Source organism: Amycolatopsis dongchuanensis (assembly GCF_039542405.1).
GTDB classification, from domain to species: domain Bacteria; phylum Actinomycetota; class Actinomycetes; order Mycobacteriales; family Pseudonocardiaceae; genus Amycolatopsis_E; species Amycolatopsis_E sacchari.
The window spans coordinates 16178-40533 of record NZ_BAABIB010000018.1 but is presented as its reverse complement, the minus strand read 5'-3'; the positions used below and the strand labels follow the sequence as shown (position 1 = coordinate 40533).

The following is a 24356-nucleotide window of genomic DNA, read 5'->3' as shown; positions in this document are numbered from 1 at the left end:
CTGGCTAAAGTGAGAGCGGTGACCGATCGATTGCCTCACGGCCCGCGTTCCGACGCGCGGGACAACCGCGGCCTCATCGTCGACGCGGCCAGGGCGACGTTCCTCGCCGTGGGGCTGGACGTGCCGATCAGGGAAGTCGCCCGGCGCGCCCAGGTCGCGCCCGCCACCGTCTACCGCCACTTCCCCACGAAGGAGGTGTTGGCCGCCAAGGTGTTCACCGAGCAGACGCGCGTGTGGCGCTCCATTGTGGACGCGGGGCTCGCGGATCCCGATCCCTGGCGGGGCTTCTGCCGCACGATCGAGAGGCTCTGCGCACGGCAGGCACTCGACCGCGAATTCACCACAGCGTTCAAGTCCACGTACCCGCGGGCGGTGGACTTCGCCGCGATGCGGGCCCGCTCGCTGACCTCAGCGGCCGGGTTGATCCGCCGGGCCAAGGACACCGGCCGCCTGCGCCCCGACGTCGTGGTGGACGACGTGGTCCTTGTGCTCACGGCCGTCAACGGCTTGCACGCGAGCACGGTCGCCGGACGAGTGGCGGCCGCTCGGCGCTTCGCCGCACTCGTGATCCCCGGGTTCTCGACTTGACCGCTCTCGCGTCACGCGGCCCCGCCACCCTTTGGGGCGGCCTCGCCGCCGCGACGCTCCTGTCCGCCGCCGCCGTGGCGGCCGAGAAGGATCAGCTGAGCGAGCGGGTCCGGTGACGGTCAGGACGATCGCATCCGGCGTTCCGCCGCCCGTGCCATGTCCTCGCCGAGGAGCCGGAAAAACCGGCTGGTGCGGCGTAATCGGGCACCGGCCGGGGAATCCTCGCCGAGGATCTCGGCGCCGCGTTGCGACGCGTCCGCCCACAACCCGATGGAACGGGTGCTGGCCGCCCACGCGCGGTACCACACGTCGTCATCGATGACGTAGCGTTCGCGCCGGTGCTGCCCGTCCCGCTCGCGCCGGACCAGCTCGCGTTTTTCCAGGTAGCCGACGGCCTTGGAAACCGAGGCCGGGCTGACGCGCAGCCGCCGCACGAGTTCGGCCGCGGTGAAACTGCCCGTGTCCGCCGTGTACAGGCAGGCCAGCACCCTGGCCGCCATCGGGGGCAGGCCGGTCGCGACCATCATCTCGGTGAACTCGTCCTCGAAGTCGCGGACCGCCCCGGCGTGCGCACCGCTCGGCGGGGACGCGGAGGGCCGCCGTTGCGCCCGCCGTGTGGTGGCCTGGTGCGCCCCCTCCGCCTGGTAGTTCCCGGGGCCGCCGTTGCGCGCGACCTCGCGGCTGATCGTGGACGTCGGCCGCCCCAGCCGCCGGGCGATCTCGGCGTACCCGAGCCCTTCGCCCAGCCATCGCGCGATGCGCTCCCGGTCCTCGCGGGTCAGTCGGCCGCCGGGCATCAGTCCTCCTGCCGGATCGTTGCAACAACCCTGGAGTAGCAGGATAGCAGCTCATTGCAACGAAACCTTTCATACGGCCAAATACTGGCAAACCAAGTTGACGAATGAAGAAACGCAACGATAGGTTTCGCGCATCGTGAACGAACCGGAGGGACGTGACGATGGCCGACACCACCACGATGCCCACCGGCCGGTCGTCGGCGCGGCCCTTCGACCCGCCGGCGGAGCTGTCGAAGCTCCGCGAGAAGCGTCCGCTGAGCCGGCTTGAGTACCCGGACGGGCACCTGGGCTGGCTCGCCACGAGCCATGCCCTGGTCCGGGAAGTGCTGGCAGACCGGCGTTTCAGCGTGCGGGCGGAGTTGCGGCACCTGCCCGTCGGCGCTCCCGCGCAGCAGCCGCGACCGGCCCCACCGGGGACGTTCAGCGCGGCGGACCCGCCGGAGCACACCCGGTACCGGCGCCTGCTCACCGGGCAGTTCACGGTGCGCCGCATGCGCCAGCTCGCCGACCACATCAAGGCGATCACCGACGAGTACCTGGACGCCATGGAGCGGCACGGCTCGCCGGCCGACCTGGTGGAGGTGCTGGCGAAACCGGTCCCGGCGCAGGTGATCTGCGAGCTGCTCGGGGTTCCCTTCGCCGAGCGGGACCAGTTCCAGGACCACGCTTACGCCTTGTTCCGGCTGGACTCCGGCCCCGAAGAGCTCGGGGCCGCCTACACGGCGGTGCACGAGTTCGTGCGAGGGCTGGTGACGGCCAAACGGTCGGCGCCCGGCGACGACCTCCTCAGCGGATTGACCGCGAGCGACCTGACCGACGAGGAACTGGTCAACATCGGGTTCACCCTCCTCGGGGCCGGGCTCGACACCACCGCCAACATGCTCGCCCTGGGCACCTTCGCCCTGCTGGCACACCCGGACCAGCTGGCCGCGCTCCGCGCCGGTGAGTCCACAGTGGACCAGGCGATCGAGGAACTGCTGCGGTACCTGAGCATCGTGCCGTTCACGGTGCGGGTGGCGCTCGAAGACGTCGAACTCGGCGGCGCGCTGATCAAGGCCGGGGAAACGGTCACGGTCTCGCTCGCCGCGGCCGACCGCGACCCCGGCAAGTTTCCCCACCCCGACGCGCTCGACCTCGGCCGTCCCACCGCCGGACACGTGGCGTTCGGTCACGGGATCCACCAGTGCCTCGGCCAGCAGCTGGCCCGCGTCGAGCTGCAGGTCGTGCTTCCCGCTCTGGTGAACCGTTTTCCCTCGCTGCGGCTCGCGGTGCCGTCCGAGGACGTGCCACTGCGCACCGACATGCTCATCTACGGCGTGCACCACCTGCCCGTCGCCTGGGACCGCTGAAGCGGGTGGTTCAGACCACGACGCGGTCGAGCTCCCGGATGCCACGCGCTTCGAGTGCCTCGGGGGACGCGGCGCTCGTGACGACCCCGGTGGCCACGCCCTGCTCGCGAAGCTCGTGCCAGCGCTCGAAAATCGCGCCCCCCGGGCCCAGCGCGGCACGGGACAGCGGCAGGTCCTGTTCGTCGACCTCGACCACGACACCGACCGTGCGGGCTTCCGGACGGGTGCCGCGCCTGGCCTCGGCGACGAGTTCCGCGAACCGGCGGCCGAGCGGCTTCACCCGGTTTTCGGTGTCGAGGAGACCGAGCGAGTATTCGAGGTCCTTGTAGTCGGCCAGCGACCGTGAGACGTCGTGCGAGCACCACCACGTGATCGCGAAGAGATCGGGCGTCGTCAGCGCCGCTTCGATCGTGCGCGTGCAGAACTCGGGCATCTCCGCCTCGGTGAGGTTCAACGACGGCGCGCCGACCTCCTGCAGCCACACCTGCCTCGCGGGATCGGCCGCGAACGCCTTCGACAGCTCGATCATCCACTCCGCGTGCCGGACGGACTGCGGCGAAAGCGCGCCGTAACGGGCCGCCGTGCCGTTGAAGATCCACGAGTGCACGGTCGTCAGGTCACCGAGGCGGCTGGCGTGCACCGGCACGAACGGGTGCTCGTCGCGGTACCACAGGTGGTCGTTCTCGCTGTGGGTCACGACGTGACGGGGGTCGCGGTCGCGGGGCGCGCCGAGCAGGGTCCGCAGCCAGTGGCCCACCTGCTCGGTGGACGCGGGCATCGCCGCCGGGTTGGGGTGCTGGAACTGGTTGAGCTCGTTGCCCAGTGTCAGGCCGAGGAAGTTGGGCCGGTCCCGCACCGCGTCGTAGACGGCGGCGACGAGCGCGGCCTGCGCCTCGACGGCGGAGGGGTCGGTGAACATGTTGCCGTCGTGCCAGTTCACCAGCCAGGCGGGCACGAAGTCGAACCCGGACAGGTGCCCCTGGATGACGTCGATCGCGATGTCCAGCTCGAACTCGGCGGCGAGGTCGGCCACCAGCGCGATGTCGTCGAGCGCCCGCCGCCGGATGAGCGTGCGGTTCGGTTGCAGCACCGGCCACAGCGGGAAGACGCGGACGTGGTCGGCGCCGAGGCCGGCGATCGCGGCGAAGTCCGCGCGCACGGCGTCGGGATCGATCGCCATCCACTGGAACATCCAGTCGCGGGACGGGGTGTAGTTGACGCCGAACCTCGTGCTCAAGAGCTTCCTTCACGGTTGTGCGGAGCGGCAGCCGTGGATTCACGCACGATGAGGCGGCGGCCGGTGACGGTACGGGACGCGGCGTTCTCGCCGCGGACGAGCTGTTCGAGCAGCGTGACGGCGGTGCGGGCGCTTTCCTCGACCGGCGCGTCGAACGCGGTCAGGCGCGGGCGCACGATCGAGGACACCCACGAGTCCTCCCACGCGATCACCGACAGCTGCTCGGGCACGCGCACGCCGATCTCGGGGGCGTGAGCGACGATCTCCGCGGCGATCGTCTCGCTGTCGACGATGATCGCGGTCGCCCCGTCCAGCCTGCCGAGCAGATCGGCCACCGGGTCCTCGGCGTCCGGGCGCCACGCCGCCACCCCGGCCTTGACCCCGCGTTCCCTTGCGGCGCTGCGGAAACGCTTGTCGCGGGCGCGGGTGTGGGCGAGCCCGGGCGCGTCGGTGACCCTCGTGATGCCGCGGTGGCCGAGGCTCGTCAGGTGCTCGACCGCCTCGGCGAACGCGGTGCCGTCGCGCACCGTCACCGCGGCGACGGGACCGGGCACGGGGGCGCCGAGCAGGGCCGCGGGCGCGCCGAGCTGCTCGACCAAAGCAAGCCGCGGGTCGTCGTCACGCACGTCGACGAGCAGGAAGGCGTCGACGCGCTGCTCGCCCCACCACTGCCGGTAGACCTGTTCCTCCTCTTCGGCCCGCACGAGGGTCAGCGACAGCGACCAGCCGATCTCGGCGAGCGGCTCGGTCAGCCCGGCGAGCAGGCGCATGAAGAACGGGTCGCGGCCGAACGTCCCGCGCGAGCGGGCGATGACGAGCCCCAGACTGCGGCCGCCCTGCCCGGAAACCTTGCGGCTGGCGAAGTTCGGCCGCCAGTTCAGCTCGTCGGCGGCCGCGCGGATCCGGGCCGCCGTGGCCTCGGAGACGTTCGGCCGCCCGTTGAAGACGTGGGACACCGCGGACGGCGAGACCCCGGCGCGCCGGGCGACGGCGGCGATGGTCACGCGCTTGGTGGCAGGGTTACTCATGACCCCGCCGAGGTTAGGGAATTGACCGTGCGATGTAAAGCGGTATACCTTGCTCGCCACTTGAGGTGTACCGCTTTACAAGCCGGTTCCCCGGACGCACCGGAGCCCGCCGAGGAGGACCCGTGTCCCACGCCATCAGCAGGCGCACCGCGGTGCGCGCCGCGATCGGGGGCGGCATCGTCTCACCGCTGCTCGCGGCCTGCGGCCCGTTGACGCCCGCCTCGGACCGGCCCGGCGCCCTCTCGGTGCACACCCAGCTGAGCGGCGCGGTCGCCGGTGCCCAGGTGTTCGCCGAGGCCGTCGCCACCTACGAGCGGCGCACCGGGCGGACGGTGGCGCTGCTGAAGAACGGCTCCGACCTGCCCATCGTGTTCGAGACCAGCTCGCTCGCCGGCAAGGAAGCCGATGTCGCCATCGTCAACCTGCAGGGCAGGACGCTCTCGTGGACCGGCCTCGGGGCCACGATCCCGGTGACGCGGCTGCTCGACGACTGGGGCCTGCGGGACAAGATCATCCCTGACGCCGTCGCGGAGTGGACGGACGCGCACGGCAACCTGCGCGCGTTCCCCTTCACCCGCACCAACTGGCCGGTTTCGTTCAACACCAGGCTGCTGGAGCAGGCCGGCGTCGGGATCCCCACGACCTCGGACGAACTCATCGCCGCCGCAGACGCGTTGCGCGCCAAGGGAATCGGCCCGGTCGCCGTCGGCGGTTCGGACTGGAGCGGGCAGAAGCTGTTCCTGCAGATCATCCAGGGCTTCGTCACCGCCGAAGAGGCGAAGCAGATCTTCGCGAGCGGCAAGCTTTCCGAAAGCCCCGGCGGGATGGCCGGGGTGCGGCACTTCGTCGAACTGCGGGACGCCGGCGTCTTCGTCGACAACGTCCAGGGCTACACCTCGGACTCCGAGCTGACGCAGTTCAACACCGGCAAGGCCGCGATCGTGCCCGCGATGTCCTCGGCACTGGCCAAGGTGCCCGCCGAGCGCGCCAGGGAAGTCACCGTCGGCGGCTGGCCGAAGCCGTCCCAGGGCGGCGTGCTGGACCACCCCAGCGTCATCCGCAGCTTCAACGGGCACGGCATCTGGATCAGCGAGAACGGTGCGCGGAAGCTCGACCTCATCAAGCCGTTCGTCCAGTACCTCTACAGCGACGAAGTCACGGACGCGATGATCCTCCGCACCGGGCGGGACATGAGCCGGGTCACCGGCACGGTCAGCACGGACTTCCCGCTGGTCGCGCAGGCGGCCCGGCTCACCACGCGGCAGGTCTCCCCCGTCATGCTGCCCGACCTGAGCATCCCCCAGTCCGCGTTCGAGCCGCTGATCCAGGCCACCGCCGCGGCCTACGGCCCGATCTCCGCCGAACACATCGTCGACGTCTTCGAAAAGGCCTACGCCACGGCCTGAGGAAGGACCCTCCCGTGACCGCTCTGACCGATGTGGCCGTCGGCGCCACGACCGCCCCAGGACCTCCCGGGCCACGCCGCGGCGCCCGCCCGAAGCTGCGAGAGCGCTTTCCCGGGCTCGCCCTGCCCGCGCTCGTCTGGTACGCGGTGTTCATGATCGGGCCGGTGGTGGCCATGATCGTCATCGGTTTCCTGTCCTGGCCCGGCATGCTCGTCACGCCCGGTTTCGCGGGGCTGACGAACTTCTCCCGCGTGTTCGCCGACGAGAACTTCTGGTCCGCCGTCGGCAATTCCGCCATCCAGATCGTCGTCGGCCTGCCCGTCATGATCGTGCTGGCGTTCCTGCTCGCGTTCTACGTCGTGCAGAAACCGCGTGGCCACAGGGTGTTGCGCTACCTGCTGTTCATCCCCGCGCTCATCTCGGCACCGGCGACCGCGATGGTGTTCTACGCGATGCTGAACCCCGACGGCCTCCTCAACGGCGTGCTGCGCTCACTCGGTCTCGACGGCACCGCCTGGCTCGCCGACTCCTCGACCGCGCTCGGCGCGATCATCGCCGTCGAGCTGTGGAGCGGGATCGGCTATTCGGCCGTGCTCATCGCGTCGCGGCTCGACAGCGTGGACGCCGAAATCGTGCAGGCGGCCCGCATCGACGGCGCGGGTGACTGGCGCATCGCGTGGGGCATGTACTGGCCCATCGCCCGCGACTTCATCGGGGTCGTGACGATGCTCCAGTTCCTGTCGATGCTGTTCAACTCGGCGCAGACCGTGCTCCTGCTGACGCAGGGCGGCCCCGGCACGTCGACGACCACGCTGTCCTACCTCGTCTACCGCAAGGCCTTCGTCGAGACCGACCTCGGCTACAGCCAGGCGGTCGGCATCGTCCTGTTCGTGCTCGGCCTGCTGGGCATGGGCGCGATCCGCCGGGTGCTCCGCGCGACCCACTGACCCGAGGAGCCCACCATGGCCAGGACCGCACTCCGCCCGCTGCGCGACCGCGTCGGCTCGATCACCAGCGGCACGCTCGCCTGGATCTACGCCGCGCTGCTGATCGTGCCCTTCTACTACTTCGTCGTGTCGGCGTTCAAGTCCAACGACGAGATCTTCGAATCACCCCTGGCGTTTCCGGGGAGGTGGGACTTCGGCAACTTCGCCACCGCGATCGGCCAGGCGGACCTCGTGCTCGCGGTCGCGAACTCGGTGCTGACGACCGTCGGCGCGCTCGTGCTGACGCTGCTGCTCGCCCTGCCCGCGTCGTTCGCGCTCGCACGCTCGGCAGGCAGGCTCGGCAGGATCGTCGAGAACGTGTTCGCGCTCGGGTTCCTCATCCCGTCCTTCGCCGCGCTGTTCCCCACTTTCCTGCTCGCGGCGGCGCTCGGGCTCTTCCACACCCGCACGTTCGTCGTGTTCCTGTTGCCCGCCACGGCTTTGCCGCTGTCCGTTGTGATACTGACGTCGTTCATGCGCACCATCCCGCGTGAGCTCGAAGAGGCGGCGTCGATGGACGGCGCGTCGACTTTGCAGGTGCTGCGCCAGGTCTACCTGCCCATCTGCGTGCCCGGCATCGCGACCGTGCTGCTGCTGAACTTCCTGTCGTTCTGGAACGCCTACCTCTACCCGCTCATCCTCACCGGGCCGGACACCGCGCAGCGGACGATCCAGGTCGCGCTGCCGACGCTGAAGGTCGACGCGGGCACCGACTACGGCGTCCTCATGGCGGGCACGTTGTTCACGCTGTTGCCGGTGTACCTCGTGTACACGGTCCTGCAGCGCCAGATGCAGCGCGCGCTCGTTTCCGGGGCGCTCAAGGGATGATCGCGTCCTCGCTTTCGCTGCGGAGCCGGATCGGCCAGGTCAACCAGCGGCTCAAGGGCTGGGAGGCGCTGCGCTGGGTGGACGGCGTGCCCCGCGTGACCGACGTCCTCCGGCGCGAGGTGGACCGTTTCGGCGGCATCGGCGCGATCTACGGCGTGCTGCGGGCCGATCCGTGGTCGGGCGTCCACTGGCACAACGGCATCCCGCCGGAGCGCAGCGCCGACGCGTATGCGGCCGTGCAGGACTACGTGACGCGTAACGGCGACGGCGTGCCGGTGCTGTTCGTCGAGGAGGCCCCGCACGGCCTCCAGGCGCTCGGCGGCACGACGCTGCCGGTCAACCTCGCACTCGGCGCGGGTATGGACGCCGGGCTGACCGAGGAACTGGCGGCCGCGGTCGCCGCCGAGGCGTACGCCCGGGGCACGCACGTCGTCCTCGTCTCGGGTCTCGACGTGCTGCGTGATCCGCGCTGGGGCCGTGCGGAGGAGTGCTTCGGCGAAGACCCGGCGCTCGCCGCGATGCTCGTCGCCGCAACGGTTCGCGGTATGCAGGGTGGCTCGACGGGGTCCGGGCCGATCGGTGCGGGGCACGTCGCCGTCGTCGCCAAGCACCTCGCGGCCCAGGGCGCGGGGATCGGCGGCCGCAACGGCTCGGGCGCGCCGATCGGGTCCCGCGAACTCGGCGAGATCCACCTGCGGCCCGCTTACGCCGCGGCCCGCGCCGGGGTCGCCGGGTTCATGGCCGCCTACAACGACATCGATGGCGTGCCGTGCACGGCGAACCGGGCGCTGTTGACGGGAAAACTCCGCGAGGACTGGGGCTGGGACGGCGTCGTGATGGCCGACGGCACCGCGATCGACCGCCTGCGCGACAGCTCACCCGATCCCGCCGCCGCGGCCGCACTGGCCCTGCGCGCCGGCGTCGACCTCAGCCTGTGGGACGAGGCGTTCACGCACCTCGGACAGGCGCTCGACCGTGGGCTGGTCGAGGAACGCGAGCTCGACCGCGCCGTGGACCGGGTGCTCGCGCTCAAACGCCGCGTCGGCTTGTTCGGTGAGCGTCCGGCCCCGCCTCCGGCCCGGGACGTCACCACGCTCGCCGACCGGGCCGCCCGGCAGGCCGTCGTGCTCGTGCACGACCGCGGCGTGCTGCCGCTCGACCCCGCCGGAACAGTCGCGCTCATCGGCCCGAACGCCGACGACCTGGACGCGCAGCTCGGCGACTACACCCCGCCCCGGCCCGCCGACGACCCGGCCGCGTCGACCGTGCGTTCCGCGCTCGCCGCCCGGCTCGGCGCGGAACACGTGCTGCACGCGCCCGGATCCCGCGTGCGCAGCGCGCTCGGCCCGGAAGCGCTGGCGGCGGTGGAAACCGCGGTCGCGCGCGCCGACGTCTGCGTGCTCGTGCTCGGCGGCACCAGCCGGCGCGGCTACGACGACGAGTTCGCCGACAACGGTGCCGTCGAAGGTCCCGCGGCCGACACGACCAACGGCGAGGGCGTGGACCTCGCCTCGATCACGTTGCCCGAGGCGCAGCTCGACCTCGCGCGGACGGCCAGTGCGAGCGGCAAGCCTGTCGTGGCCGTGGTCGTCGACGGGCGGCCCCGCGCGCTCACCGAGCCGGCCGGGCTCGTGGACGCACTGCTCGTCGTGCCGTTTCCCGGTCCGGGCGGTGGGGCCGCGATCGTGAGCGCGTTGCTGGACGGCACGGCTTCGGGTCGCCTGCCCGCGTCGTTCCCCGTGGCCGACGGCGTCTTCCCGGTCGCCCACGACGAGCGCCGGGAAACCGCTCGTGGCTACCTCGAACACCGGCGGCCGGTGGGATTTCCCTTCGGCAGCGGCGGATCTCCTGCAATCGTGGCCCGGATGCGCGAGGCTTCGCACGACATTTCGGTTACTGATCTCGAAAACGGGGCCGTCGTACTGATCACAGTGGACATTGTCAACGCCGGGTCCCACGCGTCGGTGGCCATACCGCTCTACGGCCACCGGCACGAACTCGGGGTCCGGCCGCGCCGCCGGAGCCTCCTGGCCGTGCGGCGCGTGTCGTGCGAACCCGGCGAAACAACGGTCGCCTTCGCTCTGGGCCTCGACGAGCTGGGCTCGTGGGCGAGCGGGCGGCCGGTCGCCGTTCCCGTGGAGGTCGGTGTCTGGAGTTCGGACGAGACCGACGAACCCGGGCACGCCGTGCGGATCCGCGTCACCGGGACGACGTCGTGGCAGCGGTGAACGAGGCGATCGGCGCGGCCGCCGCCCGGGTGCGCGCCGTCGCCGGTGTCCGGATTGGACAGATGGTCGAGGCGGCGTTGCTGCGCACGCTGCGCGACACCGTCACGATCGGCGAAGACGGCACCGCGTTCGTGATCACCGGCGACATCCCGGCCATGTGGCTGCGCGACTCCACCACGCAGCTGACGCCCTACCTGCGGTTCCTCGGCGAGTGCCCGCCGCTGGCCGGGCTCGTCACCGCCGTCGTGCGACGGCAGTTCGCCTGCCTCGCCCACGACCCGTACGCCAACGCGTTCAACGACGGGCCGACCGGCGCGCACTACGAGCCGGGCGACCTGTGCGACGACCCGCACGTGTGGGAACAGAAGTACGAGGTCGACAGCCTCGCCTACCCGGTCACCCTCGCGCACCGGCTGTGGCGGGCGACCGGCTCGGCCGAAGCGTTCGACACCCGCGCGCACCGGGTGTTGCGCACGATCGTCGCGCAGCTTCGGTTGGAGCAGCGGCACGACGAGTCCCCGTACCGCTTCGAGCGGCCGGGGGCGATCCCGACCGAAACCCTCGCGCGCGGGGGCCGTGGCACCCCCGTCGCCGTCACGGGCATGACGTGGAGCGGCTTCCGGCCCTCGGACGACGCTTGCACGTACGGGTACAACATTCCGGCGAACCTGTTCGCCGCACAGGCGCTGCTGGCGATCGCCGAAATCGCCGACGAGGTGTACCGGGATCCCGTGCTGGCAAGGGATGCGCGTGCTCTGTCCGGTGAACTGGTCGACGGGGTGAAGGCACACGGGATCGTCGACGGCACCTACGCGTACGAGGTCGACGGGCTGGGAGGCGTGCTCCGCATGGACGACGCCAACACGCCGTCGCTGCTGTCACTCCCCCTGCTCGCCCCCGACGTTCTCGACGCCGACGTGTGGCGGGCGACGCGTGCCTTCGTCCTGAGCGACCGGAACCCGTACTACTTCCGCGGCCGCGTGGCGAGCGGGATCGGCAGCCCGCACACGAAACCGGGTCGCGTGTGGCCGATCGCCCTCGCGGTCGAAGGCCTGACGGGCACCCCGGCCGACCGGCACCGCTTGCTGCACCTGCTCGCCGACACGGACGCGGGCACGGGCCGCCTGCACGAAAGCTTCGACGCCTCGGACCCGTCGTCGTTCTCGCGGCCGTGGTTCTCCTGGGCGGACGCGATGTTCTGCGAACTGGCCCTCACCGTCGCCGACGACGCGGAGGGGCTCAACCCCGCGCCCTGATGCCGTCGAGTGCCATGCCGAGGACTCGCTCCCGCTGGGCGTCGTCGGCGAACTGGCCACGCCCGCGTCGTCCTCCACGACGTCGTCAGCGCCCGACCGAGCGCTCGATCATCTCCAGCACAGCGGTCTTGGCGCGCTGGAACTCCTCCTCGCCGATACCCGCCTTGTGCAGGAACTCGATCCCCTGCATGACGGCGACCAGAGCCCGCGCGGTCGACTCCGGATCGACGTCGTCACCGATCTCGCCGCTCTCCCGCGCCTGCCTGATCCGCCCGGCGAACAGCTCGACGGACCCGGCGTAGGACCGGCACGCGCGGGCGCGGACCTCGTCGTCCTGCGTGCTCAGCGCCGCGGCGCTGTTGGCCATCAGGCAGCCCTGCGGCGGCAGGTCCATGCGGCCGCCGTCCTCGAACACCACGGCCGAGGTGACCCCGTGCCACGGGCTCGGGTCCTCGGTGATGGCGGCTTCGAGGCCGGTGGCCTGGCGGGCGCAGTACTCGTCGAGGATCCGGAGGAACAGGTCGCGTTTGCTGCCGAAGGCGCCGTAGAGGCTCTGCGTCCCCAGACCCGTCGCATCCGTGAGGTCCTGGATCGACGTGCTCGCGTAGCCGCGACGCCAGAACCTGTCTCGCGCTGCCTTGAGCACGGCCCGCTCGTCGAACTTCCTCGGCCTCGCCACGGGCCCGAGGCTACCAGTTATGGAGTGTTCCCTCAAATTTGACAAACGAGCACGCGTCAGTGTGTATTTGAGCGACCAATCCATAACTCACGAGGGAGACCCGCACATGGCAACGCGACCGCTCGAGGGCAAGACCGCACTGGTGACAGGCGGATCGAGGGGAGTCGGCGCGGGCATCGTCGCCCGGCTGGCAGCAGACGGCGCGAAGGTGGCATTCACCTACACCCAGGCCCGCGAGCAGGCGGAGGCGGTGGCTGCCGCGGCAGGTGCGCACCCGATCCAGGCCGACAGCAGGCACGAGCAGGACATCGAGGCCGCCGTCGCGCGGACCGCCGACCGCTTCGATGGTCTGGACATCCTCGTCAACAATGCCGGGGTCGCCAGCTTCGGCCCGATCACGGACCTGAAGATCGACGAGATCGACGAGATGCTGGCGATCAACGTCCGGTCCGCGGTCATCGCGATCCGCGCGGCGCTCGCGCACCTCGGCGACGGCGGGCGGATCATCAACATCGGCAGCATCAACGCGGACCGCACGCCGTTCCCCGGCCAGTCGGTGTACGCGCTGACCAAGGGCGCGGTGCAGAGCCTCACCCGCGGGCTCGCGCGGGAACTGGCACCGCGCGGGATCACGATCAACAACGTCCAGCCGGGCCCGATCGACACGGACGCCAACCCGGCGGACGGCCCCCTCGCCCCGTCGATGCTCGGGGTCATGGCAACGGACCGCTACGGCACGGCGGCCGAGGTCGGCGCCTTCGTCGCGTATCTCGCCGGGCCCGGCGCCGCCTACATCACCGGCGCCAGCCTCAACATCGACGGCGGGTTCACGGCCTGATTCCACGGGAACGGCTCGCAGGTTGGCCAGGCGCGCCGTGGCGCCTGGCCACGTTGGCTGGCTTATGAGGCCCCGCCGGTTGCCGAACCGCGCGCGGTGCCGCCGCGAGTCGAACCTGGGACCTTCGCATTCGACTGTTCGCCCCCGTTGCGCGTTAGCCGTAATCCCTTGCGGGACACCGATGGCACATCCGGCCGCACACCACCGATCGTTGAGGTATGTCCCATCCCGTCAACGCTTCCGCCGAAGTGATCGTCAAGCGCGACGCGACAGGTGCTTGCCGAGGAGATCGGCCAGCTCCTGGGTGCGGCGGACCAGGTCATCCCCGCAGGTGATCACGGTGTCCCAGTACAGGCAGAGGGTGCCGCGCCGGGCGCCGCCGTCGCGCACCGGCATCCCCATCCAGCTGTGGAACCCTTCGGAGAGCACGAGGTCGGCCACGGAGCGGAAGAGCGGATCGGTTCGCGCGTCGGCCACGAAGACGTGCTGGTTGTGCTTGACGATGTTGGGGAGGACGATCCCCTCGGCCCGGCCCTTCGTGAGGATTTCCTCTACGTAGCGGGAGGACAGCCCCCGCCAGCGCATCAGGGACGGCCACTCGGACGGCGCCGGGTCGTCGGGCTGGACGTTCCCGGTGGCGACGTGGACGCGGTCGGCGCCCAGCGACGCGGTGGCCACATCGCAGGCGAGGTCGAGCAGTTCGGCCGTGCTGCCGGTCTTCGCCGCCTGTTCGTCGAACTGTGCGAAGTGGTCCGGCCGGGTCGCGGTGCTCTGCGTGATCGTCTCGACGACGTGCGTCGACAGTGACTCCTTGATCCCAGGCCCCTGCTCGATGTGGCGGACGTAGAAGTCCAGCGCGTCGCTGTCGGACCCGAACGACGCCACGACGATCAGTTCGTAGGCTCCCGTGGTCAGGTGGACCTCCTCAACCTGCGGCATGGACGCCAGCCGGCCGGCGACGACGAACCGCTGCCCCGGCTCGACCCGCACCAGGACGATGAGCCGCGACGCCGCCGCCGGGGTCTCCATGGTGGCCACGACCCGCATGCCGTCACGCTCGATCAACCGGCGGATCCGCTGGCGGACGGTCTTTTCCGACACCCCGACCTTGCCGGCGATCTCGAGGTTGGACGCACGCCCGTTCCCGGCCAGCAGTCCGAAGATCTTCTTGTCCAACTCGTCGAGCTCGCGCACACGTCAAGGCTACCAGTCCGCTCCGAATATCGGCCCTCGTTGACTCTCCTTCTCCCCTTGAGTAGCGTCGAAAGTCCGAAGATCGACGTTATTAGGGTCGAAATTCGGACTCATCATCGCAAGAGTCGAGAGGACGCGGCAGGGCATGCGATTCGCCTTCAGGACCGCCCCGCAGAACACCACCTGGCCCGAGCTGCTCGCCGTGTGGCGGGCGGCCGACGACATCGAGGTGTTCGAATCAGGCTGGACCTTCGACCACTTCTACCCCATCTTCTCCGACAGCCGGGGGCCCTGCCTGGAGGGCTGGACGGTCACGACCGCGCTGGCCCAGGCGACGAAGCGGCTCAGGTTCGGCACCCTCGTGACGGGCATCCCCTACCGGCATCCCGCGGTCCTCGCCAACATGGCCGCCGCGCTCGACATCATCTCCGGCGGCCGGCTGGAGCTCGGGATCGGCGCCGGCTGGAACGAAGAGGAAGCCACCGCCTACGGCATTCCGCTCGGCACGCCCGCGGAGCGCAGTGACCGGTTCGAAGAAGCCTGCGAGGTGCTCATCAGCCTCCTCGGCCAGGAGACGACCACCTTCCACGGCAAGTACTACCAGCTCACCGGCGCCCGCAACGAACCCAAGGGCGTCCAGCGCCCCCACCCGCCCCTCTGCGTCGGGGGCAACGGGGAGAAGCGCACCCTCCGCACGGCCGCCCGCTTCGCCCAGCACTGGAGTTTCCTCGGCGGGACCCCACCGGAGTTCGCGCGCAAGCGCGACGTCCTCTTCGGACACTGCGAGGACCTGGGCAGGGATCCGGGCGAGATCCTCCTGTCGAGCCCCGTGTTGTACGACGGGGACGCGAAAGCGACCGCCGCCTCGGCGGCCGCGCTGGGCGCGGAAGGGGTGGAACTCGCCATCATCCCCCTGCGGCCACCACTCGACCCGGCGGTGCTGGAGCCCCTCGCGTCCGCCCTCTCGGAGATCGGATAACGCATGGACGTCTTCGAAGCGATGGGTTCGGCCATGACCATGCGGTGGTTGTCCGCGGAGCCGGTGCCCGACGAGCTGATCGAGAAACTGATCTGGGCAGGCACGAGGGCGTCGAGTCCGGAGAACTCGCAGCTCTGGGACTTCATCGTGGTCAAGTCACCGGAACAGCGGGCGCGCCTGCACGAGACCATCGTGCCCGACCTCTCGTCACTCGGCGCCGTCCGCGCCCGGATGGCTGGTACCACCGACCCGGTGAAGCGGCGGATGGGCGAGGGTGCCTCCCACCTGCTGGCCAACCTGCGGGAGGCCCCGGTACTCATCTTCATCTGCGGCTCGTCGTTCGTTCCCGGCGATCCGAGGGAGGACCGCTACCAGTACGCGGCGATCTACGGGGCCTCGCAGAACATGCTCGTGGCCGGGCGGGCGCTGGGGCTGGGGGTCGCGGCGACCGGGATCCACAACCTCAACAGCAGGGGCGTCCGGCAGGTGCTGGGCGTGCCGGACCACAAGGCCATCGGCGTGACCATGGCGGTGGGGTGGCCGACGCGCCCGTTCCGCCCGGTCAAGCGGAAGCCGGTCGCGGACGTCGTGCACTTCGACACGTGGTGAAGGGCGCGATGGGGCGGGTGCTCGTCGCCGGCGCCGGGATCGTCGGGCTGAGCACCGCGCTTTCCTTGCGCCGCGCGGGTTTCGACGTCGCCGTCCGGGAGCGGGCGCTGCGGATCAGGGAGACCGGCGCCGTGATCGGGGTGTGGCCGCACACGATCCGGGAGCTCGAACGGCTCGGGCTCGGCGAGCGGCTGGCCGAGATCAAGGCGGAACCGGGCTCGGTGCGCTTCCGTGATTTCTCGGGTGCCGAACTCGCCACCGCCGGCATGCCACCGGCCCGGACCGTGCACCGGCGCAGGCTCAGCGCGTTGCTCGTCTCCGCCCTCGGCGAGGACGCCTTGAGAACCGGCAAGGAACTCGTCGAATACGTCGAAGACCCTGATGGCGTCACCGTGCGCTACGCCGATGGTGACCACGAGCGCGCGGACCTGCTCGTGGGTGCCGACGGCCTGAATTCGCGGGTGCGTGCGGTCCTCCTCCCCGGTAGCGGAAGCCGCTACCAGGGAGGGCACCACGTGTGGCGGGCGGTGCTGCCCTTCAGCGGCGAGATCGGCGACGGCTCCCCCGTCCTCGGCCGGGACCGCACGCGGGGAACCCTCGTCCGCCTCGCCGACGGTTCGTGTTGCTGGGTGATCGCGCAGTTCGGCACCACCGCCAGTACCACCAGGAGCGGTAAGGAAGAAGCCCTGGCGAGGGTGGCGAACCTGCACGACGGGACCTGGCCGTTCGCGCTCCGGGACGCCGTACTGGCCACCCCGGAGGACTCGGTCCTGCACAGCCGGGTCGCCGTCGTGCCCACCATTTCCCGCTGGGCCGGTGACCGGGTCGTGCTCGCCGGAGACGCGGCACACGCCATGTCCCCGCACATCGGATCCGGCGCCTCGCTGGGTATCGAGGACGCCCGCGTGCTCGGCGAGTGCCTCGGCCGCGCGGGTATCGCACCGGCTCTGGCCGCCTACCAGGACAACCGGCTCGCCCGGTACCGGCAAGTGCGCCGGCACGCGGACGCGATGGCCGCGGCGCCGACACCCGTGTCCTATGTGGAGCGATTCACGGCATACCTGGGCTGGCTGCACGACGGCACCGGTTGACCGGGTGACTGAACCGCCGACATGTGCCAGGCTCGGGAACCATGATCGACGACTTCGCGAAAGAGTACCTGCACAGCGACCTGCGGGAGATCCGCGAGACGATGCTGTGGAAGCTCGACGGGCTGGACGAGTACGACATCCGCCGCCCACTGACGGCGACGGGCACCAACCTCCTCGGCCTGGTCAAGCACCTCGCGGTGTCGGAGTCCAGATACTTCGGCGAGGTCTTCGGCCGGCCGTTCCCCGAACCCCTGCCCCGCTGGGACGACACCGGGGCCCGCGGCACGGACCTGTGGGCGAGCGAGCACGAGACGCGCGAGGACATCTTCGGCCTCTACCGGCGCGTCTGGCACCACTCCGACAAGACGATCACCGACCTCGCCGTCGACGCGCCGGGCCACGTGCCCTGGTGGCCACGGCCGAACGTCATGCTGTTCAACATCCTGGTCCACATGCTCACCGAGACCAACCGGCACGCCGGGCACGCCGATATCCTGCGCGAACAACTCGACGGCGCGACGGGCGCGGCAGCCGAATACACGAACATGCAGCGTGACGCCGCCTTCTGGGCAGCCCGGCACGCAGAGATCGAGCGAGCCGCGAAAGCCGCTGTCGAACGGGCGTGAACAACAGTCCTTTGTGGACTACAACCCGTGTGCTTCGAGCCACGCCTTGGCCCGCCGGGGCGACGCGCGAGCCAGCCACGCGTCCTGCACGATCTCGGCCAGCTCGTCGTAGCTCAGCTCACCGATGCGCGATTCCCGCAGCAGGACCGAAGGGTGCCCGTCGAAATGGGGTGTGGTGAAGAACGGCGTCCGCTCGTCGGCGACCAGGGCCTCCTTGTCCGCCTCCGACGCGACCCAGAACACGATCACGTCGGCGTAGCGCTCGCCGGTCTCCGGATCCACCGCGTCCGGCCGCGGATTGCGGAAGAACACGAAGGACCTGCGCCCGACCTGGTAGACGGGCCTGTCCTGCGAGCCGGGCACGCGCTCCACGTGCGGCATGCCCATCGCCAGGTCGTGCACGTCCCGCACCCGGGCCCGCCTGCCGCTCCCCATCGTCCGAGTCTAGACCCCACCCCGCCGATCAGGACCAGATCGCCGTGCCCCGCCGATCACGAGGAGGATGACGGCGTTGCGGAACGCCCACTGCGCCAGGTGGCGCCGGCGACCGCGCTGGTCCTGGTCACCTCGTTCGGGTCGCGGTGGGGGTGGACCTCACCGGGCATCCTCGGGCTCGCGGTGGCCGCGGTCGCCCTGATCGCGCTAGTGGTCCCGGTGGAACGCCGGGCCGCGGCGCCGGTGCTGCCGCTGTCCCTGTTCACCTCCCGCACGGTCGTGCTCGCGTCGGTCATCGGGTTCGTCGCCAACGTCGCCATGTTCAGCGTCCTCGTCTACCTGCCGACGTACCTGCAGGTGGTCGACGGGGTCTCGGCGACGCTGTCCGGGGTGCACCTGCTGCCGCTGGTGATCGGGCTGGTGGCGAGCCAGTCGCTGGCGGGGCGGTGGATCACCGACCCCGCGCGACTGCGCGTGGTGCTCGTGGCCGGCATGGCGCTCAACGTCGCGGGGCTCCTGCTGCTGAGCACGCTCGCGCCCGGGACCTCCCCGCTCGCACTGGTGCTCTACTTCCTCGTTTCCGGCGTCGGCATCAGGATGGTCCCGATGGTCGCGCTGACCGCGGCGCAGAACGCCGTGCCCGCGGCGGACCTCGGGGCCGCGAGCGCGGTCGTCACGTTCGCCCGGTCGATCGGGGCGGCCTTCGGCGTAGCGGTCTTCGGCACCCTCGTCGGCGGCGACGTGGCGGGCGGCATCGGCCCGGCGTTCCGGTGGATCGCCCTGCCGGTCGTCCTCGGCACCGCGCTCGCGTTCCTGCTCCCGAAGCGGAGTTGACCGTCCACATCGGACCGAAGTGCTCTCAAGGCGTGGCGGCGACGATCCCGCGGGTCTCCCGCAGGAACAGCAGGCCGGTGCCCACCATCAGCGTCGCGGTCAGGCAGTGGACCCCGAGCGCGGTGGCCACGGAGCCGTGGTGGGCCAGCACGGTCGTCATGTCCGCACCCGGTGCCCCGCCCGCGCGAGTTCGAGGGCGATCGACGAACCGATCACCCCGGCCCCGATCACGACCACATCGGCACTCGGGCGCTCACCGGGCACGGCAGGTCCTGAGGTAGCTGAGGAACGAGGCCTGCAGGCCGGTCACGTGCGTTTCGCGCAGGACCGCGCTGGTGACGGACCCGCCGCGGGCGGTCAGGCGGTGCAGGACGGTAGCCGCGTTCTTCGCGAGGTTCTGGTAGACGGGCAGGTCCCCGACAAGCTCCCGGTCGTTGACGGTCAGGTGGAGCCTGGCGGCGGGCAGGCTGTCGCCCATTTCGTCGAGCCGGGCGAAGATCTGGCTGTCGTCACCGACGACACCGGGGCTGCCCGCTCCGATGCTCTCGAAGAGCGTGCTGCCGGTGAGCCAGGTGTAGAGGCTGAAAAGCCCGCCGTAGGAGTAGCCGAAAAGGCCGTGACCGCTCGCGGCGGTGTCGTAGTCGCGTTCGATCCGCGGGTGCAGTTCCGCGGTGAGGAAGCTCAGGAACGCATCGGCGTGGGTGTCGCGCAGTTCGGCGAGGTAGGCGTCGGATTCCTCGCGTGTCCTCGCACCCGCCCGGACTCCCATCTCCACCGCGTCGACGAGCTCCTTGGCGACGGGCTCACCGGGTGGCACGAAGTCCCTGTTGCGCAACCGATCCCAGTGCTGCGCGTCCTCGCCCGCGTAGCCGACGCTGACCTGCAGGTAGGGCCGGATCCGCTGCATGGGGTCCGCCTGGGTGACGATGAGCGGAGCCGTCATGCCCACCGCCCAGTTGCCGTCGAGCACATACACGGCAGGCACTCGTGTCGTGGCGGGATCGTATCCCGGTGGCGTGGTGACCCAGACGCCGTAGTCGTGCCCACTGCTGGAGCGCAGCTCGAAGTAGTCGGTGTCGGCGAGGCAGCCGTGCCACATGGTGCTCATCGAAGGTCCTTCACGATTCGGCCGGCCTGGAGAACGAGGACGGCGTTGGCGGGGTCGGCGAAGAGTCGGGGATCTTCGAGCGGATTGCCGTTCCAGAGCACGAGATCCGCCCGCATGCCGGGAGCGATGACCCCCACCTCACCGGCGACGCCCAGGATCTCGGCGTTGGTCTTGGTGGCCGCCACGAGGGCTTTCATCGGGGTTTCGAGGTTCGCGCGCAGCCTGAGCTCTTCGCCTCGGCGGTCCTGAGCCGGGCCGATGAGATCGGAACCCAGCCCGGTCCGCACTCCGGCCTCCTTGGCGACGGCGAGCGCCTCGGCCATCCGCTCACGAACACCCAGCACACGATCGCGGGTCGACTCGTCGAGACCGGCTCCGGCGGTGTCGTGCAGCAGCTGCTCGACGACGGCGAACGTGGGCACGAGGGCCACCCCGCGAGCGGCCATCAGGGTGGCCGTGGCTTCGTCGAGGCCGGTGCCGTGTTCGACACAGCGCGCCCCGGCCTCGACCGCGTTCCGGATGCCTTCGTCGTTGTGGGCGTGGACCGTCACGTAGGTGCCCCGCGCCGCGGCTTCCTGAACGGCGACGGCGATCTCCTCGACGGTGAACTGGGTGTCGGTCAGCCGGTCATGACCGCCGACCACCCCGCCGGTCACACAGAGCTTCAGGAACGAGGCTCCGCGACGGAAGGCCTCGCGCACGTTGCGCCGCAGCTCGTCCGCGTTGCCCGACATCATCGACAGCGCACTCAGACCGGGAACGTGATGCCTGTGCCACAGCTCGGTGGGTTCCCACTCGGCTCCGTAGTAGCCGTGCCCGCCGATCTGGCACTGCACCGGTCCGCACGACAGAACGCGCGGGCCCCTGACCTTGCCCTTCGCGATCGTGGTGACGAGGCCGCCATCGACCCCGCCGGTGTCCCGGACGGTGGTGAAGCCGGCGTCGAGTGTCGCGCCGGCCGCGGCGAAGATGTCCGCCGCGAGCTCGGCGGCGCTGATCCGGAACGAGAACCGCGGGTGGATCGGGCTCGACAATCCCAAGTGGACGTGGGCGTCGATCAGGCCGGGCGTCATCGTCAGGCCTCCGGCATCGAGGCGCTCGCCGGGCGCGCCGGAGGCACCGACCCGGGTGATGAGGCCGTCTTCGACGGTGACATCGGCCCGGACCGGATCGCGACCCGATCCGTCGACGACCGTCGCGCCGACCACCTGACACCGTTCCACGAGCCGTTCCCTCCACTGGCGCTTGTCTTTTCCAATGGATAAACTGCGGGAGTGGGCTTGTCAAGTACGGAACGCAACGGCGACGCACGCGAGCGTCTTCTGACCCGGCTTCTCGATGCCTTCGGCGAGGCCCTTCCCGCGCCGGAGGTGTCGCTCCGTGAGATCGCCGCCCGGGCCGGGACCAGCCACGCCCTCCTGCGGTACCACTTCGGGTCGCTCCCCGGCGTTCTGGCAGCCATGCTCAAGGCACAGCGATCCCGTGACAACGAGGCACTTTTGAAGGCTGCCCAGCAGGCCACCTTCGCCGACCTCGTCGTGTCGATCTGGCGGACCTACACCCGGCCGGAGCAACTGTCGCGTGTCCGAGGCTTCTTCCACGTGGTAGGACTGGCCGCGCACAGCCCACCGGACTTCGGTGAGTTCATCGACTCGCTCGACGACCTGACGAAAATGCTGGCCACACTGGCGGAACGCGAAGGGCGCGACGCCGAGGAGGCGCTGACTTTGGCCACCGTCACCGTCGCCGCGATTCGTGGCCTGCTCCTGCAGGCCGTTCTGACACCAGCAGTCCCTTCGGAGGACGCGGTCGCCTTGATCCTGCGCATGAGCGAGAGCCGATCGACTTCAGGGCCGTGAGCAGGCAGTCGCTTTGCCGCGGTGCCCGGCACGCCGCTCACTACCAGGCGTCGACAACATGTGGCCGGGCAGCCAGGACGGCCTGTTCGTCGGTGAGGACAACTGGGTCGCGGTGCTCTGCGGAACGCAGACACCTACCACAGCGCAGACCCCACAGACCTGGAGGTCGCTGCCGGCTGGAACCGCATCCGGCTCTCCGTTCGAGGTCGCCTGGCCGCATCACAGGCGCCCGAACAACTTCCTGAGCCAATCGAACACCAACACCGGCGAAGACGTCACAGGTCGAGCACGAGTTCGGCCGTGTGGGAGCGGGACACGCAGGGCAGGATCCGGTCGCCTGCTGCCTGCTCCTCCTCGGACAGCACCGAGTCGCGGTGGTCCGGCACGCCGCCGAGTACCGCCGTCTCACAGGTGCCGCACGTGCCTTCTTCGCACGAGGTCAGCACATCGACACCCGCCTCGATCAGGACGTCGACGATCGTCCGGCCGGGCGGCACCACCAGTTGCGCTCCAGTGGAGGCGATCCGGACCGTGAACGAACTGTCCACAAGGGATCCGGATTGCCTGGGCGTGAACCGTTCCGTGTGCAGGCGCAGTCCGCGGCGTGCGCACTCCGCTTCGGCCGCGGTGATCAGCGGCTCGGGGCCGCAGCAATACACGCGCGCCTCCGGGCCCGCCTCGTCGAGCGCGGCCGCGAGGTCGATCAGCCCGCATTCGTCGAACGGCAGCAGGTGCACCCTGCTCGCGTCGACCGACCGCAGCGCCTCGGCGTAGGCCATGGACGCCCTGGTCCGGCCCCCGTAGTGCAGCGACCAGTCGGCACCGTCCGCGGCCACCCGCCGGATCATGGTCAGCAGCGGCGTGATCCCGATCCCGCCCGCGATGAACACAGAGCGCGCACCCGTTTCCAGCGGAAAGCGGTTGCGGGGACCGCTGATCACGACGCGGTCACCTTCGTGGAGCCGCTCGTGCAACCACGTCGAGCCGCCTCGGCCGCCGGGCTGCCGCAGCACGGCGATCCGGTAGCTCGTGCGGTCGGCGGGGTCACCGCACAGCGAGTACTGGCGGACGATCCCCGCCCCTGCCACGACGTCGATGTGCGCACCCGGCTCCCACGCCGGCAGCTCACCGCCACCGGCCGGCCGCAGCTCGAACTCGACCACGTCGAGCGCGACCGTCGTCCGCCCGCCGACCACGACGTCGAATCCGGTCATGCCACCTTCTCCGGGGTGAAGGCCACGGGCAGCGCGAAATGGGTCATCAGCGACCCGCCGACCAGACCGCTTTCGACCGGTTCGCCGTCCAGGCGGAGGTCCGGCAGCCGGTCGAGCAGGCGGCCCATCGCGATCCGCAGCTCGGCGCGGGCGAGGTGCTGCCCCTGGCAGACGTGCGGTCCCGCCCCGAAGCTGACGTGGCGGTTCCGGGTCCGGCGCGGGTCGAACTCCTCCGGCTCGGGGAACTCGCGTGGATCCCGGTTGGCGGCCGCGAGGTCGAGCAGGACGCGGCCGCCCTCGGCGAGCTCGTGGTCACCGATCCGGACCGGGCAGCGGAGCGTGCGCGCGAACAGCTGGAGCGGGGTGGTCAGCCGCAGGCTCTCCTCGATCACCCGCGCCAGCCCGCGCCGGTCGGCGAGGAGGTCGTCCCGCAGGCCGGGCACGGTCAGCACGTGCCGGATCAGGCCCGCGAGTGCCGAGCCGGTCGAGTGGTGGCCACCGACGATGTAGGCCAGCAGCAGGCCGGTCGCGCCGGCCCCGTCGATTTCCTTGCCCCGCACGACTCCGCTCGCCATCTCGGTGAGCAGGTCGTCGCGGGGGTTTTCCCGGCGGTCGGCGAGCCAGCGCTGGGTGTGCTCGGAGAACTCCGCGAACCGCGCCGGGAACTCCTCCGAGCCCATGGCCGCGAACAACGCCGCGGCGATACCGCGGGCGCGCACCGCCTCGGCCTGGCCGAGGCCGATCATCCGGCCGATCACGATCGCGGGCAGCGGCTCGGTGAGCCCGCCGACCAGGTCGGCCGTGCCGGCCGCGGCGAACTCGTCGATCAGGAGGTCGACGACCTCGGTGATGACCGGTTCGAACTCGCGCACGGCGCGCGGGGTCAGCGGGCCGTCGAGAACCCGGCGCCACTCGGCATGTTCGGGCTCGTCGAACTCCAGTGCGGGGACCGGCGGCAGCAGCCCGCTCGGCGGGATGTGCACCCCGTCCGCCGAGGAAAACGACGCCGTGTCGGTCAACGCGGCACGGATGTCTTCGTAGCGGGTCAGGAAGTCGAACCCGCCGTGGCGGTCGCTGTGCACCACCGGGCAGGCCTCGCGCAGCTCCGCGTGCGCCCGACGGACGTCCGTTGTGGACAGTGACCCGTCGAGGTGGTCGAAGGCGGGGGTTTCGTTGGCCATGGGACT

The 24356-nt window shown here is 70.7% G+C and carries 26 protein-coding genes; 14 read left to right on the top strand and 12 right to left on the bottom strand.

Annotation, left to right across the window (positions count from 1 at the left end; translation table 11 throughout):
• Nucleotides 1-18 precede the first annotated feature (18 nt).
• Nucleotides 19-588 (top strand): TetR/AcrR family transcriptional regulator, encoded by a 570-nt coding sequence (locus tag ABFX51_RS03705; RefSeq protein WP_346052119.1) that lies wholly within the window; start codon nucleotides 19-21, stop codon nucleotides 586-588.
• Between the two features lie 119 nt (nucleotides 589-707).
• Here the strand turns inward: ABFX51_RS03705 and ABFX51_RS03700 are convergent, their stop codons facing one another.
• Entirely contained in the window at nucleotides 708-1385 is a 678-nt protein-coding gene (locus tag ABFX51_RS03700; RefSeq protein ID WP_346052118.1) for a GbsR/MarR family transcriptional regulator, read from the bottom strand.
• A gap of 161 nt (nucleotides 1386-1546) precedes the next feature.
• Here ABFX51_RS03700 and ABFX51_RS03695 point away from each other — a divergent pair, with 161 nt between their 5' ends.
• Nucleotides 1547-2734 (top strand): cytochrome P450, encoded by a 1188-nt coding sequence (locus tag ABFX51_RS03695; RefSeq protein ID WP_346052116.1) that lies wholly within the window; start codon nucleotides 1547-1549, stop codon nucleotides 2732-2734.
• A gap of 10 nt (nucleotides 2735-2744) precedes the next feature.
• Here ABFX51_RS03695 and ABFX51_RS03690 read toward each other — a convergent pair whose 3' ends face one another.
• Nucleotides 2745-3971: a glycoside hydrolase 5 family protein gene (locus ABFX51_RS03690; protein WP_346052114.1), complete on the bottom strand. Its 1227-nt coding sequence runs from the start codon at nucleotides 3969-3971 to the stop codon at nucleotides 2745-2747.
• Entirely contained in the window at nucleotides 3968-4999 is a 1032-nt protein-coding gene (locus ABFX51_RS03685) for a LacI family DNA-binding transcriptional regulator (RefSeq protein ID WP_346052112.1), read from the bottom strand. Before ABFX51_RS03685 ends, ABFX51_RS03690 begins: the two co-directional genes overlap by 4 nt.
• 122 nt (nucleotides 5000-5121) lie before the next feature.
• On the opposite strand from ABFX51_RS03685, the gene ABFX51_RS03680 reads away from it, so the two are divergent.
• From ABFX51_RS03680 to ABFX51_RS03660, 5 genes are read left to right on the top strand one after another with little or no spacing between them, the layout of a single operon-like run.
• A complete protein-coding gene (locus ABFX51_RS03680) occupies nucleotides 5122-6405 on the top strand; it encodes an ABC transporter substrate-binding protein (protein WP_346052111.1) in 1284 nt (427 codons plus the stop codon).
• Nucleotides 6406-6419: 14 nt separating this feature from the next.
• Nucleotides 6420-7352, top strand: a complete 933-nt coding sequence (locus tag ABFX51_RS03675; RefSeq protein WP_346052109.1) for a carbohydrate ABC transporter permease — start codon at nucleotides 6420-6422, stop codon at nucleotides 7350-7352.
• Nucleotides 7353-7367: 15 nt separating this feature from the next.
• Nucleotides 7368-8219, top strand: a complete 852-nt coding sequence (locus tag ABFX51_RS03670; protein ID WP_346052107.1) for a carbohydrate ABC transporter permease — start codon at nucleotides 7368-7370, stop codon at nucleotides 8217-8219.
• Complete coding sequence (locus ABFX51_RS03665) at nucleotides 8216-10447, top strand: glycoside hydrolase family 3 protein (protein WP_346052105.1); 2232 nt, start codon at nucleotides 8216-8218, stop codon at nucleotides 10445-10447. The genes ABFX51_RS03670 and ABFX51_RS03665 overlap by 4 nt, the downstream gene beginning before the upstream one ends.
• Nucleotides 10435-11703: a glycoside hydrolase family 125 protein gene (locus ABFX51_RS03660; protein ID WP_346052103.1), complete on the top strand. Its 1269-nt coding sequence runs from the start codon at nucleotides 10435-10437 to the stop codon at nucleotides 11701-11703. The genes ABFX51_RS03665 and ABFX51_RS03660 overlap by 13 nt, the downstream gene beginning before the upstream one ends.
• Nucleotides 11704-11788: 85 nt before the next feature.
• On the opposite strand, the gene ABFX51_RS03655 is transcribed toward ABFX51_RS03660, so the two are convergent.
• Nucleotides 11789-12382 (bottom strand): TetR/AcrR family transcriptional regulator, encoded by a 594-nt coding sequence (locus tag ABFX51_RS03655; RefSeq protein WP_346052101.1) that lies wholly within the window; start codon nucleotides 12380-12382, stop codon nucleotides 11789-11791.
• 106 nt (nucleotides 12383-12488) lie between these two features.
• Between ABFX51_RS03655 and ABFX51_RS03650 the strand changes: the two genes are divergently transcribed.
• Nucleotides 12489-13220: an SDR family oxidoreductase gene (locus ABFX51_RS03650; protein ID WP_346052099.1), complete on the top strand. Its 732-nt coding sequence runs from the start codon at nucleotides 12489-12491 to the stop codon at nucleotides 13218-13220.
• 255 nt (nucleotides 13221-13475) lie between these two features.
• Here ABFX51_RS03650 and ABFX51_RS03645 read toward each other — a convergent pair whose 3' ends face one another.
• Nucleotides 13476-14414 (bottom strand): AsnC family transcriptional regulator, encoded by a 939-nt coding sequence (locus ABFX51_RS03645; protein ID WP_346052098.1) that lies wholly within the window; start codon nucleotides 14412-14414, stop codon nucleotides 13476-13478.
• A 145-nt stretch (nucleotides 14415-14559) separates the two neighbouring features.
• Between ABFX51_RS03645 and ABFX51_RS03640 the strand changes: the two genes are divergently transcribed.
• From ABFX51_RS03640 to ABFX51_RS03625, 4 genes are read left to right on the top strand one after another with little or no spacing between them, the layout of a single operon-like run.
• Nucleotides 14560-15393 carry an LLM class F420-dependent oxidoreductase gene (locus ABFX51_RS03640; RefSeq protein ID WP_346052097.1) on the top strand — a complete coding sequence of 278 codons (834 nt, stop codon included), beginning with the start codon at nucleotides 14560-14562 and terminating at the stop codon, nucleotides 15391-15393.
• Nucleotides 15394-15396: 3 nt separating this feature from the next.
• The gene (locus ABFX51_RS03635) at nucleotides 15397-16002 is read left to right on the top strand and encodes a nitroreductase family protein (RefSeq protein ID WP_346052095.1); all 606 of its coding nucleotides are present in this window, start codon (nucleotides 15397-15399) and stop codon (nucleotides 16000-16002) included.
• The gene (locus ABFX51_RS03630) at nucleotides 15996-17093 is read left to right on the top strand and encodes an FAD-dependent oxidoreductase (protein WP_346052093.1); all 1098 of its coding nucleotides are present in this window, start codon (nucleotides 15996-15998) and stop codon (nucleotides 17091-17093) included. The genes ABFX51_RS03635 and ABFX51_RS03630 overlap by 7 nt, the downstream gene beginning before the upstream one ends.
• Before the next feature lie 41 nt (nucleotides 17094-17134).
• Nucleotides 17135-17719 (top strand): DinB family protein, encoded by a 585-nt coding sequence (locus tag ABFX51_RS03625; protein ID WP_346052091.1) that lies wholly within the window; start codon nucleotides 17135-17137, stop codon nucleotides 17717-17719.
• An 18-nt stretch (nucleotides 17720-17737) separates the two neighbouring features.
• On the opposite strand, the gene ABFX51_RS03620 is transcribed toward ABFX51_RS03625, so the two are convergent.
• Nucleotides 17738-18154: an MmcQ/YjbR family DNA-binding protein gene (locus tag ABFX51_RS03620; RefSeq protein WP_346052089.1), complete on the bottom strand. Its 417-nt coding sequence runs from the start codon at nucleotides 18152-18154 to the stop codon at nucleotides 17738-17740.
• Nucleotides 18155-18253: 99 nt separating this feature from the next.
• Here ABFX51_RS03620 and ABFX51_RS03615 point away from each other — a divergent pair, with 99 nt between their 5' ends.
• Complete coding sequence (locus ABFX51_RS03615) at nucleotides 18254-18988, top strand: MFS transporter (RefSeq protein ID WP_346052087.1); 735 nt, start codon at nucleotides 18254-18256, stop codon at nucleotides 18986-18988.
• Nucleotides 18989-19013: 25 nt separating this feature from the next.
• Here ABFX51_RS03615 and ABFX51_RS03610 read toward each other — a convergent pair whose 3' ends face one another.
• Genes ABFX51_RS03610 through ABFX51_RS03595 form a run of 4 tightly spaced genes read right to left on the bottom strand, consistent with a single transcriptional unit; the run spans nucleotide 19014 to nucleotide 21319 of the window.
• Nucleotides 19014-19148 (bottom strand): hypothetical protein, encoded by a 135-nt coding sequence (locus ABFX51_RS03610; protein ID WP_346052085.1) that lies wholly within the window; start codon nucleotides 19146-19148, stop codon nucleotides 19014-19016.
• The gene (locus ABFX51_RS03605; protein ID WP_346052083.1) at nucleotides 19145-19252 is read right to left on the bottom strand and encodes an FAD-dependent oxidoreductase; all 108 of its coding nucleotides are present in this window, start codon (nucleotides 19250-19252) and stop codon (nucleotides 19145-19147) included. Before ABFX51_RS03605 ends, ABFX51_RS03610 begins: the two co-directional genes overlap by 4 nt.
• Complete coding sequence (locus tag ABFX51_RS03600) at nucleotides 19242-20096, bottom strand: alpha/beta hydrolase (protein ID WP_346052081.1); 855 nt, start codon at nucleotides 20094-20096, stop codon at nucleotides 19242-19244. Before ABFX51_RS03600 ends, ABFX51_RS03605 begins: the two co-directional genes overlap by 11 nt.
• A complete protein-coding gene (locus ABFX51_RS03595; protein WP_346052079.1) occupies nucleotides 20093-21319 on the bottom strand; it encodes a metal-dependent hydrolase family protein in 1227 nt (408 codons plus the stop codon). The genes ABFX51_RS03600 and ABFX51_RS03595 overlap by 4 nt, the downstream gene beginning before the upstream one ends.
• Nucleotides 21320-21370: 51 nt before the next feature.
• Here ABFX51_RS03595 and ABFX51_RS03590 point away from each other — a divergent pair, with 51 nt between their 5' ends.
• Nucleotides 21371-21955, top strand: a complete 585-nt coding sequence (locus tag ABFX51_RS03590) for a TetR/AcrR family transcriptional regulator (protein WP_346052077.1) — start codon at nucleotides 21371-21373, stop codon at nucleotides 21953-21955.
• Nucleotides 21956-22230: 275 nt separating this feature from the next.
• Here ABFX51_RS03590 and ABFX51_RS03585 read toward each other — a convergent pair whose 3' ends face one another.
• Together ABFX51_RS03585 and ABFX51_RS03580 are read right to left on the bottom strand one after the other, a co-directional pair.
• A complete protein-coding gene (locus tag ABFX51_RS03585) occupies nucleotides 22231-23169 on the bottom strand; it encodes a PDR/VanB family oxidoreductase (protein ID WP_346052075.1) in 939 nt (312 codons plus the stop codon).
• Nucleotides 23166-24350, bottom strand: a complete 1185-nt coding sequence (locus ABFX51_RS03580) for a cytochrome P450 (RefSeq protein WP_346052073.1) — start codon at nucleotides 24348-24350, stop codon at nucleotides 23166-23168. The genes ABFX51_RS03585 and ABFX51_RS03580 overlap by 4 nt, the downstream gene beginning before the upstream one ends.
• Between the last annotated feature and the right edge of the window lie 6 nt (nucleotides 24351-24356).

Coding starts and splice junctions, on each gene's coding strand:
- ABFX51_RS03700 (WP_346052118.1), bottom strand. CDS start 1,385: ATGCCCGGCGGCCGACTGACCCGCGAGGACCGGGAGCGCATCGCGCGA.
- ABFX51_RS03695 (WP_346052116.1), top strand. CDS start 1,547: ATGGCCGACACCACCACGATGCCCACCGGCCGGTCGTCGGCGCGGCCC.
- ABFX51_RS03685 (WP_346052112.1), bottom strand. CDS start 4,999: ATGAGTAACCCTGCCACCAAGCGCGTGACCATCGCCGCCGTCGCCCGG.
- ABFX51_RS03670 (WP_346052107.1), top strand. CDS start 7,368: ATGGCCAGGACCGCACTCCGCCCGCTGCGCGACCGCGTCGGCTCGATC.
- ABFX51_RS03665 (WP_346052105.1), top strand. CDS start 8,216: ATGATCGCGTCCTCGCTTTCGCTGCGGAGCCGGATCGGCCAGGTCAAC.
- ABFX51_RS03650 (WP_346052099.1), top strand. CDS start 12,489: ATGGCAACGCGACCGCTCGAGGGCAAGACCGCACTGGTGACAGGCGGA.
- ABFX51_RS03640 (WP_346052097.1), top strand. CDS start 14,560: ATGCGATTCGCCTTCAGGACCGCCCCGCAGAACACCACCTGGCCCGAG.
- ABFX51_RS03635 (WP_346052095.1), top strand. CDS start 15,397: ATGGACGTCTTCGAAGCGATGGGTTCGGCCATGACCATGCGGTGGTTG.
- ABFX51_RS03625 (WP_346052091.1), top strand. CDS start 17,135: ATGATCGACGACTTCGCGAAAGAGTACCTGCACAGCGACCTGCGGGAG.
- ABFX51_RS03620 (WP_346052089.1), bottom strand. CDS start 18,154: ATGGGGAGCGGCAGGCGGGCCCGGGTGCGGGACGTGCACGACCTGGCG.
- ABFX51_RS03610 (WP_346052085.1), bottom strand. CDS start 19,148: ATGACGACCGTGCTGGCCCACCACGGCTCCGTGGCCACCGCGCTCGGG.
- ABFX51_RS03600 (WP_346052081.1), bottom strand. CDS start 20,096: ATGAGCACCATGTGGCACGGCTGCCTCGCCGACACCGACTACTTCGAG.
- ABFX51_RS03585 (WP_346052075.1), bottom strand. CDS start 23,169: ATGACCGGATTCGACGTCGTGGTCGGCGGGCGGACGACGGTCGCGCTC.
- ABFX51_RS03580 (WP_346052073.1), bottom strand. CDS start 24,350: ATGGCCAACGAAACCCCCGCCTTCGACCACCTCGACGGGTCACTGTCC.